At 73.2% G+C, this 12,042-nt stretch carries 8 protein-coding genes; 5 read left to right on the top strand and 3 right to left on the bottom strand.

All coding sequences use genetic code 11. The features are described from left to right. Positions 1 to 43: 43 nt before the first annotated feature. From ACZ3OF_RS31000 to gabT, 3 genes are all read right to left on the bottom strand, one after another. On the bottom strand, positions 44 to 709 hold the full coding sequence (locus tag ACZ3OF_RS31000; protein WP_467308085.1) for a hypothetical protein: 666 nt from the start codon (positions 707 to 709) through the stop codon (positions 44 to 46). Between the two features lie 19 nt (positions 710 to 728). After that, positions 729 to 1,265, bottom strand: coding sequence for a phosphatase PAP2 family protein (locus ACZ3OF_RS30995; protein ID WP_467308083.1), 537 nt, complete (start codon positions 1,263 to 1,265; stop codon positions 729 to 731). Between the two features lie 331 nt (positions 1,266 to 1,596). Further along, positions 1,597 to 2,931, bottom strand: coding sequence for a 4-aminobutyrate--2-oxoglutarate transaminase (gene gabT, locus ACZ3OF_RS30990; protein ID WP_361678883.1), 1,335 nt, complete (start codon positions 2,929 to 2,931; stop codon positions 1,597 to 1,599). A 216-nt stretch (positions 2,932 to 3,147) separates the two neighbouring features. Here gabT and ACZ3OF_RS30985 point away from each other — a divergent pair, with 216 nt between their 5' ends. The 5 genes from ACZ3OF_RS30985 (at position 3,148) to ACZ3OF_RS30965 (ending at position 12,016) form a co-directional block, all read left to right on the top strand. After that, positions 3,148 to 5,514: a type IV secretory system conjugative DNA transfer family protein gene (locus ACZ3OF_RS30985; RefSeq protein ID WP_467308080.1), complete on the top strand. Its 2,367-nt coding sequence runs from the start codon at positions 3,148 to 3,150 to the stop codon at positions 5,512 to 5,514. 138 nt (positions 5,515 to 5,652) lie between these two features. Beyond that, positions 5,653 to 7,212, top strand: a complete 1,560-nt coding sequence (locus tag ACZ3OF_RS30980; RefSeq protein WP_361678877.1) for a PucR family transcriptional regulator — start codon at positions 5,653 to 5,655, stop codon at positions 7,210 to 7,212. A gap of 128 nt (positions 7,213 to 7,340) precedes the next feature. After that, positions 7,341 to 8,303 (top strand): EamA family transporter, encoded by a 963-nt coding sequence (locus ACZ3OF_RS30975; protein WP_361678874.1) that lies wholly within the window; start codon positions 7,341 to 7,343, stop codon positions 8,301 to 8,303. 171 nt (positions 8,304 to 8,474) lie between these two features. After that, positions 8,475 to 9,920 (top strand): aldehyde dehydrogenase family protein, encoded by a 1,446-nt coding sequence (locus ACZ3OF_RS30970; protein WP_361678871.1) that lies wholly within the window; start codon positions 8,475 to 8,477, stop codon positions 9,918 to 9,920. A gap of 167 nt (positions 9,921 to 10,087) precedes the next feature. Continuing rightward, entirely contained in the window at positions 10,088 to 12,016 is a 1,929-nt protein-coding gene (locus tag ACZ3OF_RS30965; protein WP_467308076.1) for an acyl-CoA dehydrogenase family protein, read from the top strand. The last annotated feature ends 26 nt before the right edge of the window (positions 12,017 to 12,042 follow it).

Raw genomic sequence — 12,042 nt, 5'->3', positions numbered from 1 at the left:
GACCGGAGCCGTCGTCGGCTCCGGTCCGGTCGTGGTGCCGGGGTCAGGCCGTCGGGGCCTCGGTGGCCGAACGGGACGTCAGCTCCGCCCGGTGCAGGGCGCGGGTCATGGCCGGGAGGTCCGGGGCGGTTCCGTCGGCGGGGGTGGCGAGGGAAGCGAGGAGATCCGCTGTCAGGCGGTACCCCTCGGCGTGCTCCATGAGCGTCTCGGCAGACGTGCCTCCGTCGCGCCGGACGTGGTCGGCCAGCAGGCGCAGGGCGTCGGCCCGGTCGACGAAGCGGCTCATCCCGCAGTCGAGGCCGTCGTCCTTCAGGTCCTCGGGGTACGGGGCGCGTGCCCAGGCGCCGTTCTCGTACCAGTAGACGCACCCCAGTTCGTTCCCCTCGAGCCGGTCGCGCAGCTCCTCGTAGGGGAGCCAGTCGGGACCGCCCGCCAGCATGTCGATCGGCGTACCGTGCCACTTGACGTCGCTCGACTCGTCCTCGCCGAAGAGCACGTACCGGCCCTCACCGACGTGGGAGAACGTCCACCAGGTGCAGCCGCAGTCGTCGAGGTGGAGCCCCTCGTCGTCGATCCAGCAGCCGGTCCGGTACCCCTTGGCCTCCTCCGCCTCCGTGGTCGCCTCCAGCGCGGCCACAAGGGCCCAGCGCGCCCACAGCACCTCCGGGGACGGCAAGTCTCCCGGCAGTCCCGGCCGTTGAATGGTCATCTGCACTCCGCTTGGTCGGTCACGAACGTGAAGCGCGACCGTATCGCTCGGCGACGACAGGCCAGCGGAGCAGGGGTACGCAGAGGGCCACCGAGGCCAGGACGTCCAGGGGCCAGTGGAAGCCGCGGAGGATCAGGCCGATGGCCGTCAGGGTCGTCAGGACGGCGGCCAGGGGGAGCAGGCGCTTGGAGACGAGGAACGCCGCGCCGACGTACGCCACCATCGCCGTCGCCGTGTGGCCCGACGGGTAGTAGCCCGCCGCCCACGGCTCCAGCGGGCCCGGGCGGGCCGTCCACTCCTTCAGCGGGATGATCAGGAGCGGTACGAGGGCCATCGTCAGGCCCGCGGCGAGGCCCTGGGAGCGCCGGCCGCGCCAGAGCGCGTACGCCATCGCGGCACCGAGGACCGGGAGGGCGACCGTCATGTTGCCGAGGTCGGCGCCGAGTTCGGAGAACCAGCGGGGGACGCGGTCGACCAGGGAGCGCGAGAGGTGCTCGTCGAGGCGGGCGAGCGGGCCCGCCACGACGACCTGCCAGGTGATGACAGCGAACAGCACGACCGCCGAGAAGACAGCCGGACGCCCCGGAACAGGGGGGGTGGTTCCGGGGCGTCCGAGGTGACCGGGCTGCCGCGCGCCCCGGGGGGTGTGGGGCGGGCGGCCATCCGATCGGTGAGGAGTTCCGGAGCACGAGGCTCCAGTGGTGTGCGCCAGGGCGCGGGCAGGGCGGGGCTGGGGAGGCTCCGCCCTGTTGTCGCTCGCAGTTTCCTGCGAGCGGGGTGTTTCTCTCATCTGCAGAAACCGTACGGCAGAGAGAAGGGGACCGACAGCCGGATCTCCATCCCGCCATCGGCCCCCCACACTCTCTTCACACGCCGTGTCGAAGGGGTCAGATCTGCCCGAACGCGCTCTCGATGATGTCGAGACCCTCGTTCAGGAGATCGTCACCGATCACCAGCGGCGGCAGGAAGCGGAGCACGTTGCCGTAGGTGCCACAGGTCAGGACCAGCAGGCCCTCGGCGTGGCAGGCCTTCGCGAGCGCGCCCGCGGCCTCCGGGTTCGGCTCCTTGGTCGCGCGGTCCTTGACCAGCTCGATGGCGATCATGGCGCCGCGGCCACGGATGTCACCGATGGCGTCGAACTTCTCCGCCATCGCCGACAGGCGGGTCTTCATGACGGACTCGATGTGCTTCGCCTTGGCGTTGAGGTCGAGCTCCCTCATGGTCTCGATGGAGCCGAGCGCACCGGCGCAGGCCACCGGGTTGCCGCCGTAGGTGCCGCCCAGGCCGCCGCCGTGCACGGAGTCCATGATCTCGGCGCGGCCGGTGACGGCGGCGAGCGGCAGACCGCCCGCGATGCCCTTGGCGGTCGTGATCAGGTCCGGGACGATGCCCTCGTCCTCGCACGCGAACCACTGGCCGGTGCGGCAGAAGCCGGACTGGATCTCGTCGGCGACGAAGACGATGCCGTTGTCGTTGGCGAACTTCACGATCGCCGGAAGGAAGCCCTTGGCCGGCTCGATGAAGCCGCCCTCGCCGAGGACCGGCTCGATGATGATCGCGGCGACGTTCTCGGCACCGATCTGCTTGGAGATCTGGTCGATCGCCTGGGCGGCGGCCTCGGGGCCGCAGTTCTCGGCGCCGGTGGGCCAGCGGTAGCCGTAGGCGACCGGCACGCGGTAGACCTCGGGCGCGAACGGACCGAAGCCCTGCTTGTACGGCATGTTCTTCGCGGTCAGCGCCATCGTCAGGTTCGTACGGCCGTGGTAGCCGTGGTCGAAGACGACGACGGCCTGGCGCTTGGTGTACGAACGGGCGATCTTGACCGCGTTCTCGACGGCCTCGGCGCCGGAGTTGAACAGCGCGGACTTCTTGGCGTGGTCGCCCGGGGTCAGCTCGGAGAGCGCCTCACAGACCTCGACGTAGCCCTCGTACGGCGTGACCATGAAACAGGTGTGCGTGAAGTCGGCGAGCTGCGCGGCGGCGCGGCGCACGACGGCCTCGGCGGAGGCGCCGACGGAGGTCACGGCGATGCCGGAGCCGAAGTCGATCAGGCGGTTGCCGTCGACGTCCTCGATGATGCCGCCGCCGGCCTTCGCGGTGAAGACGGGCAGCACGGAGCCCACGCCGCCGGCCACGGCGTCGAGGCGGCGGGCCTGCAGCTCCTGCGACTTCGGACCGGGGATGGCGGTGACGACGCGCCGCTCCTGCGGGACAGCGTTCATGCGAGGCTCCTGGGGTGTTCTGGACGCTCTTGTGGGTTTCTTCCGCAGGCTAGGCGCGGGGGAGGGGCGCGGGCATGCGCCGATCGGGAGTGTTGAGGGGTGTGTCGTTGTCCGGTGTGGACATGGCGGCCGGGAAACCGCTCCGGGCCGGGCCTCGCCCACTAGATTGACGGTGGCACAGATGCGGCGACCTGGCTGGTCAGGGGGCAGGGGTTCATGGAGACCGAAGGCACGTACGAGTCACGCGACACCCGAGGAGGCGCGGTCCCGCGCCCAGCGGGCCCGCCCGTGCCCCCCGGCCCTCCGCCGCACGACCCCGCGGGGCCCGGGGTGGTGCCTCCCACCGCGCAGGTCGGGCGGCCGGCCGCGCCGTCCCTCGTACCGCCGCCGCCCGCCCACGCCCCCGCCCGCATCGGTGTCGCCGAGTGGCTCAGGATCCCCCGCCCCGCCGCCGGCCCCGGCGTCTGGCGGCTCGGGCACCGCGAGCGGCCCGAGCAGGAGCCCGACCTGGTGCCCGGCCGCCAGCTGATCACCGGCGCGTTCGTCGCGTACCTCTGCGGCTGGCTCCTCTGGTCACTGCTGTGGAACGGCTACCTGTCGGGGTGGTGGATCTTCGTCGAGAGCTGGTGGCTGCTCCCGATGCTGTGGCTCGTCCCCGACGAGTGGCAGGTCGGCACGAGCCCGAACGTCGGGGTCTACATCGGCGCGACCTACCTCTGGTACGCCGCTCTGCTCGTCCTCTTCGCCATCGGCTTCGGCCGCGTCGGCAACTGGCGTGAGGTCTGGCACCGGTACGGCGTCCCCATCTGGCCCCTCTTCGTGCTCCTGCCGGGTGTCTGGCGCGAGATGCCCCGCACGGCCACCTGGCTCACCTGGGTCTCCAACGTCTACTACGTGCTCCTGATCGCCGCCCTCGTCGCGGCCGTCGGCCGGGCCGGCGCCTGGCCCGTCGTACGCCGCCGCCTCGGCACCCGCGGCTCCCCGGCCGCCGGCTCGCCGCCCCCGCCCGCCCAGGCCGCCGACCCCGCCGAATGGCCCGAGCTGCGGGACGCCGGGCTGACCGAGGCCGCGGCCCAGCTCGCCGAGGCCACCCGGCAGGGGACGCTCGGCGACGTCGACTACGCCCGGATCCGCCGTGCCTGGCAGGGCGTACGGACCCGGCCCGAGCGCCTCGCCGCCTTCACCGACGCCGTACGCACCCGAGGCGCCGCCGCCTGCGGCCACCCGTCCGGACGGCGCGACCTGCCCGTGCGCACCGCCACCCACGACCTCGCCACCGACCAGGTCCTCATCGGCACCGCCGCCGACCACCCGCGCAACCCCTACGCCCGGCGCACCACGGGCGTCGCCCTGGAACCGGCCGTGCTCGGGACCTCCCTTGTCGCCGTCGGGCCCGCGGGTGCCGGGAAGACCGTGCGGCTCGTGCGGCCCGTCGTCGAGGCGCTCTGTCTGCAGGCGCTCGCCAATCGGGCCGCCGTCGTCGCCGTCACCTCGCACGGTGCCGCCCTCGGGCCCGACGAGGCCTTCGACGTCGTCGTGTCCGTCGGGCGGCCCGAGTCCACCCACGACCTCGATCTTTACGGCGGCGCGGACGACCCCGACGAGGCCGCCCGGGTGCTCGCCGAGGCCCTCGTCGGGGATCTCGTCGCCGACAGCCGCCGGGCCGCCACCGCGCTCGCCCAGCTGATCGGCCCGTTCCTGGCCGCGTACGGCCGCTTCCCCGGCGTGCCCGAGTTGCGCGAGCTGCTCGCCGGGACGCCCACGGCCCTCGCCGCCCTGCGCGAAGCCGTCGCGGGCGACCCCGCCCAGCTCCGCGAGCTAGACGCCCGGCAGCGCCAGGCGGAACGCGGCGACGAGGTCGGCGTCCTGCTCGCCGAGCGCGTCGCCTTCCTCGACCGGCCCGCCTTCGCCCGTTTCTTCCGCACCGAGGGCTCCGGCGGCGAGAAGCCGCAGTTCTCGCTGCGCGCCGTCGAGCACCCCCTCCGCGTCCGCGTCGACCTCCCCGAGCGCGGCCACGCCGAAGCCTCCCGGATCGTCTCCCGGCTGCTGCTCGCGCAGTTCGCCGACGCCGCCCTCACCCGCCGCGACCGCTCCCTCTTCGCCTGCCTGGTCCTCGACGACGCCACGTACACCGTCACCGGCGAATCCGTCCGCGCCGTCCAGCGGCTCCGCTCCGCCCACGCGGGCGTCGTCCTCGCCCTGCGCAGCCTGGAGGACGTGCCCGAGGCGCTGCGCGGGCCGCTGCTCGGGGCCGTCGGCTGCCGGATGGCGTTCGCCGGGATCGCGCCCTGGGACGGTGGCCGGTTCGCCGAGACCTGGGGCACGGAATGGGTGCAGACCCGCGACGTCACCAACCGTCAGATCGTCTCCGACGAGCCCCTCACCAAGGCCCTGCACTTCATGCGACGCCTCGTGACCGGCAAGGCCACGACGGCGGAGGCCGTGACCGTACGGGAGGTCGAGCGGCAGCGCTGGTCCGCCTCCGACCTCGCCCACGACGTCCCCGCCGGGCACGCCGTGCTCTCCCTCACCCATGTGCGGGGCGAGCACACGCCACCCCTGCTGGTGGATCTGCGGAGCTGACGGCGAGCCGACCCCGACCCGACGCGAACCCGGCGCCGGGCTCGGGCCGAGCCGGAGCGGGCACCGGCGCACCCTGGCACAATCGAGGGCGCCGCTCGGCTGAGCGGCGCCCCCTGCCTTAAGGTCCGACGGTCGCCAATGCCGCCCACCCTCGCCTCACTCGCCCAGCACTCGGCGCTCAAGCTCACCGTCCGCGCGGGTGAGGACCGCCTCGACACCCCCGTGCGCTGGGCCCACGTCAGCGAGCTCACCGACCCCGTCCCCTACATGGAGGGCGGCGAGCTGCTGCTCACCACCGCGCTCACCCTGGACGCCGAGGACCCCGAGGCGATGCGCCGCTACGTGCGACGGCTGCTCGCCGCGGGCGTGGTCGGTCTCGGCTTTGCCATCGGTGTCAACTACGAGGACATCCCGGCCGCCCTCGTCGACGCCGCGGGCGCCGAGGGGCTGCCGCTCCTCGAAGTCCCGCGGCGCACACCGTTCCTGGCCATCAGCAAGGCGGTCTCGGCGGCCATCGCGGCCGACCAGTACCGGGCGGTCACGGCCGGCTTCGAGGCCCAGCGGGAGATGACCCGCGCCGCGCTCGCCGAGGGCCCGGACGCGGTGGTCGCGCGGCTCGCGGCCCATGTGGACGGCTGGGCGGCGCTGTACGACACCTCCGGCACCGTCCTCGCCGCGTCCCCCGAGTGGGCGGCGCGCCGGGCCGCCCGGCTGACGCCCGACGTCGAACGGCTCCGGGAGCGGCCCGCGCCCGCCAGCGCCGTCGTCGGCGGCACGGACGACCGGGTCGAGCTCCAGTCCCTGGGTACCGGCCGACGGGTCAGGGGCGCCCTCGCGGTCGGCACGGGCGCGCCGCTCGGGACGGCGGAACGGTACGCCGTGCACTCCGCGATCGCCCTGCTCACGCTCACCACCGAACGCTCGCGCTCGCTCCAGGCGGCCGAGAGCCGGCTCGGCGCGGCGGTGCTGCGGATGATGCTGTCCGGCCAGCCGGACCACGCCCGGGCGGTTGCGGGCGACCTGTACGGCGGGCTTCTCGACGCCCCCTTCCGGCTGCTGATCGCCGAGGCGGCGTCGGGGGAGCGGGAGGGCGAACCCCCACTGCCCGTGCTGGCCGAGGAGCTGGAGTCGGCGGCCGCCCGCGCGGGGGAAACGGTGCTGACCGTCCCCGAGGGCGAGGAGCGGCTCCTGGTCCTGGCCGGCGACGGCGGCGCGGTCGTCACGGCCTGCGAGGCGTACACCGAGCGGGACGCCGAGGAGGCCGGTGTCGTCGTCGGGCTCTCCGCCCCGGCGGGACCGATCGCGGCGGCGGCCGCGTACAAGCAGGCCGAGCAGGCCCTGTCGGTGGCGCGGCGGCGCGGCCGGGCGCTGGTCGAGCACGAGGACCTGGCGGCGGGCTCCGTGCTGCCGCTCCTCGCCGACGACGCCGTCCGCGCCTTCGCGGACGGCATGCTGCGGGCGCTGTACGAGCACGACGCGACGGGCCGCGGCGACCTGGTCGCCTCGCTGCGGGCCTGGCTCTCCCGGCACGGCCAGTGGGACGCGGCGGCGGCGGACCTGGGCGTCCACCGTCACACCCTGCGGTACCGGATGCGTCGCGTGGAGGAGATCCTCGGCCGCTCCCTGGACGACCCGGACGTACGGATGGAGCTGTGGCTGGCCCTCAAGGCGACGGGCGCGGACACGGAGGAGCGGTAGGGCCGGCGTACGTCTGGCGGAGGGCTTTCGGAGGGCCACTCCTCGAATCGCCGTTCCGCAGCGCCATTTCTGCCCGATAGCGGGCAAATCATTGGTCATTCACCCTGGAACTCCTTACTCTCCTGAGCATGACAACCCCCGCGGCTGATCCCGCCTCCGTGGAACGCACCTCGCCCACCGCCGCCCCCGGACGCCGCCCCACCCGCCGCATCTCCGGCGCCGTCTGGTTCGCGCTCGGGATCGTGTACGTCGTCTGGGGGTCGACCTACCTCGGGATCCGGATCGTCGTCGAGACGATGCCGCCGTTCCTCTCCGCCGGAATCCGGTACGTCACCGCGGGCCTGCTCCTCGCCGCGGTCATCGCCTGGCGGCAGGGCCCCGCCGCGCTGAAGGTGACCCCGCGCCAACTCGGCTCGGCGGTCCTCGTCGGCATCCTGCTCCTCGTCGGCGGGAACGCGCTCGTCGTCCTGGCCGAGACCTCCATCCCGTCCGGCCTCGCCGCGCTGCTCGTCGCCGGCGTGCCCGCCTGGGTCGTCGTCCTGCGCGCCGTCGCCGGCGAGCGCCCCGGTCGCGGCGCCTTCGCCGGAGTGGCCCTCGGCCTCGTCGGCCTCGGCGTCCTCACCCTCCCCGGCCTCAACGGCGAGGTCAGGATGGGCGGCGTCGTCCTCGTCGTGGTCGCCGCGCTCCTGTGGTCCATCGGCTCGTACTCCTCGGGCCGGCTCCCGATGCCCGCCAACCCCTTCACCGCCAGCGCGTACGAGATGCTCGCCGGAGGCCTCGGCGGCCTGGGCATCGCCCTGGTCCGCGGCGAGCAGCACGGCTTCGACCTCTCCGACGTGTCCACCCGCTCCTGGGCCGCCCTCGCCTACCTCATCGTCTTCGGCTCGCTGATCGCCTTCACCGCGTACGCCTGGCTCCTCCAGACCGCCCCGCTGTCGCTCGTCGCCACGTACGCGTACGTCAACCCGGTCGTCGCCGTGCTGCTCGGTGCGCTCGTCCTCGGCGAGGCCCTGACCTGGCCCATCGCCCTCGGCGGCGCGATCGTCGTCGGCGGGGTCTGCCTCATCGTCTCCACGGAGCGACGGCGCTGACCCTCGCGCGCCGATGACGGGCGGGGGCTCCTTCCGGCGATCCTTCCGCCAAAGCGGACAGGAGCCCTGGCCCATCACTCCACCGCGGACAAGCGTCACGCCGCCCGCTTCGCCCTAACGTGTCACGAGAGCGATCGCTCGCACCCCCGATACGGAAAGGGCCGGGACGCAATGACGACCACCCACGCCTTCTGGCTCGCCGGCCGCGAGGCCACCGGCGAGGCCACCTTCGACGTCACGAACTCCTTCGACGGACGTCTCGTCGGCAAGGTGAGCGTTCCCACCGAGGCCCAGGTCGAAGAGGCCGTCGCCGCCGCGCACGCCGTCGTCGACGAGTTCGCCGCGACCCCGGCGCACGTCCGCGCCGCCGCCCTGGACCACGTATCGAAGCGTCTCGCCGAGCGCACCGAGGAGATCGCCCAGGTGATCTCCGCCGAGAACGGCAAGCCCATCAAGTGGGCCCGCGGCGAGGTCGGCCGTGCGGTCTCCGTCTTCCGTTTCGCCGCCGAGGAGGCTCGCCGCTTCAACGGCGGAGAGGCCCAGCGCCTGGACACCGAGGCCGGTGGCGTGGGCCGCCTGGCGATCACCCGCCGTATCCCCAAGGGCGTCGTCCTCGGCATCGCGCCGTTCAACTTCCCGCTGAACCTCAGCGCCCACAAGGTCGCTCCGGCCATCGCCGTCGGCGCCCCGATCATCCTCAAGCCGGCCCCGTCCACCCCCATCTCGTCCCTGATCCTGGGCGAGCTGCTGGCCGAGACCGACCTGCCGGCCGGCTCCTGGTCCGTCCTGACCGTGCCGAACGACCGCATGCCCGCCCTGGTCCAGGACGAGCGCCTCCCGGTCATCTCCTTCACCGGCTCCGACAAGGTCGGCTTCGCCATCCAGGAGTCCGTGCCGCACAAGCACTGCACCCTGGAGCTCGGCGGCAACGCCGCCGCCGTCGTCCTCGGCGACTGGGCGTCCGAGCAGGACCTGGACTGGGCGGCGACCCGTATCGCCACCTTCTCCAACTACCAGGGCGGCCAGTCCTGCATCTCCGTGCAGCGCGTGATCGCCGACGCCTCGGTCTACGACCGCCTGGTGCCGAAGATCGTCGCCGCCGTCGAGGCCCAGGTCACCGGTGACCCGGCGGACGACGCCACCGACGTCGGCCCGCTCGTCGACGAGAACGCCGCCAAGCGCGTCGAGGCCTGGGTGGACGAGGCCGTCGCGGCCGGCGCGAAGCTGCTCGCCGGCGGCAAGCGCGAGGGCGCGACCTACGCCCCGACCGTCCTGACCGACCTCCCGGCCGACGTCACCCTGGCCCGCGCCGAGGTCTTCGGCCCGGTCCTCACCATCGCCAAGGCCGACGGCGAGGCCGAGGCCTTCGCCGCGGTCAACGACTCGGACTTCGGCCTCCAGGCCGGCGTCTTCACCCACGACCTGCAGACCGCCTTCCGCGCCCACCGCGCGCTCGAGGTCGGCGGCGTGATCATCGGCGACGTCCCGTCCTACCGCGCGGACCAGATGCCGTACGGCGGCGCCAAGAAGTCCGGCGTCGGCCGCGAGGGCGTCAAGTACGCCATGGACGACTACACCTACGAGCGCGTCCTCGTCCTCACGGGCCTCGCCCTGTAACCCGTCCGTACGTACGCGTACGGAACCACGAGACCGACGGCCGGAGCCCACTGTGCGGGGGCTCCGGCCGTCCTCGTCCGCTTCCGCCGTCTTTCGGGGTGCCGCGAAATCGGGTACTACGGACGAGTAGCCACAAGGCACCCGACGAGCGGCGAGGTGAGCTCCTCATGTCCGCACCCACCCAGCGGCCCAAGGTCACCGAACGCGAGGCCCGGCAGGTCGCCGAGGCAGCGCGCGAGCAGGACTGGCGCAAACCCAGCTTCGCCAAGGAGCTGTTCCTCGGCCGCTTCCGACTGGACCTCATCCACCCCCACCCCATGCCCTCCGAGGAGGACGTACGGCGCGGCGAGGCCTTCCTCGCCAAGCTGCGCACCTTCTGCGAGACACGGATCGACGGCCGGCTCATCGAACGCGAGGCCCGGATCCCCGACGAGGTCGTCACCGGCCTCAAGGAGCTCGGCGCGTTCGGGATGAAGATCGACCCGAAGTACGGCGGGCTCGGCCTCACCCAGGTGTACTACAACCGAGCCCTCGCCCTGGTCGGCTCCGCGAGCCCCGCGATCGGTGCGCTGCTCTCCGCGCACCAGTCGATCGGCGTACCGCAGCCACTGAAGATCTTCGGTACGCAGGAACAGCGCGACACCTACCTGCCGCGCCTCGCCCGCACCGACATCTCCGCCTTCCTCCTCACCGAGCCGGACGTCGGCTCCGACCCGGCCCGGCTCGCCACCACCGCCGTACCGGACGGCGACGACGCCTACGTCCTCGACGGGGTGAAGCTCTGGACGACCAACGGCGTCGTCGCCGACCTGCTCGTCGTCATGGCGCGGGTGCCGAAGTCCGAGGGCCACCGCGGCGGCATCACCGCGTTCGTGGTCGAGGCGGACTCGCCCGGCATCACCGTCGAGCGCCGCAACGCCTTCATGGGCCTGCGCGGCCTGGAGAACGGCGTCACCCGCTTCCACGGCGTCCGCGTCCCGGCCGAGAACCGCATCGGTCCGGAGGGCGCCGGTCTCAAGATCGCCCTCACCACCCTGAACACCGGACGGCTCTCCCTCCCCGCGATGTGCGTCGGCGCGGGCAAGTGGGCGCTGAAGATCGCCCGCGAATGGGCGGCCGTACGGGAACAGTGGGGCAAGCCGGTCGCCCGGCACGAGGCCGTCGGCACGAAGATCTCCTTCATCGCGGCGACCACGTTCGCCCTGGAGGCGGTCGTGGACCTCGCCTCCCAGATGGCCGACGAGGACCGCAACGACATCCGTATCGAGGCGGCCCTCGCCAAGCTCTACGGCTCCGAGATGGGCTGCCTCATCGCCGACGAACTGGTCCAGATCCGCGGCGGACGCGGCTACGAGACGGCGGACTCGCTCGCGGCCCGGGGCGAGCGCGCGGTCCCGGCGGAACAGCTCCTGAGGGACCTGCGGATCAACCGCATCTTCGAGGGCTCGACCGAGATCATGCACCTGCTCATCGCCCGCGAGGCGGTCGACGCGCACCTGGCCGTGGCGGGCGACATCATCGACCCCGACAAGTCGCTGGGCGACAAGGCGAAGGCGGGCGCGCGGGCGGGCGGCTTCTACGCCCGCTGGCTGCCGAAGCTGGTGGCCGGACCGGGCCAGCTGCCGAACTCGTACGCGGAGTTCGGCACCCTCGCGACCCATCTGCGGTACGTGGAGCGGACGTCGAGGAAGCTGGCCCGCTCGACGTTCTACGCCATGTCGCGGTGGCAGGGCCGCATGGAGCTCAAGCAGGCGTTCCTCGGCCGGATCGTGGACATCGGCGCGGAGCTCTTCGCGATGAGCGCCGCGTGCGTACGGGCGGACCTGCTGCGGTCCTCGGGCGAGCCGCACGGCCGCGAGGCCCAGGCGCTGGCTGACGCGTTCTGCCGGCAGGCGCGGCTGCGGGTGGAGGAGCTCTTCGGCCGCCTCTGGTCCAACACGGACGACCTGGACCGGCGGGTGGTGGACGGGGTCCTTGCTGGCCGCTTCGAGTGGCTGGAGGAGGGGATCGTGGACCCGAGCGACGACGGCCCCTGGATCGCCGACGCGACCCCGGGCCCGTCGACGCACGAGAACGTCCACCGCAAGATCCCCTGACAGGCCGTTGACGGGCATTCGTTCCG

Source organism: Streptomyces sp. NPDC022552 (assembly GCF_055561875.1).
Note: the sequence above shows the minus strand (reverse complement) of the source record. Positions and strands in the feature narration are given on the sequence as shown.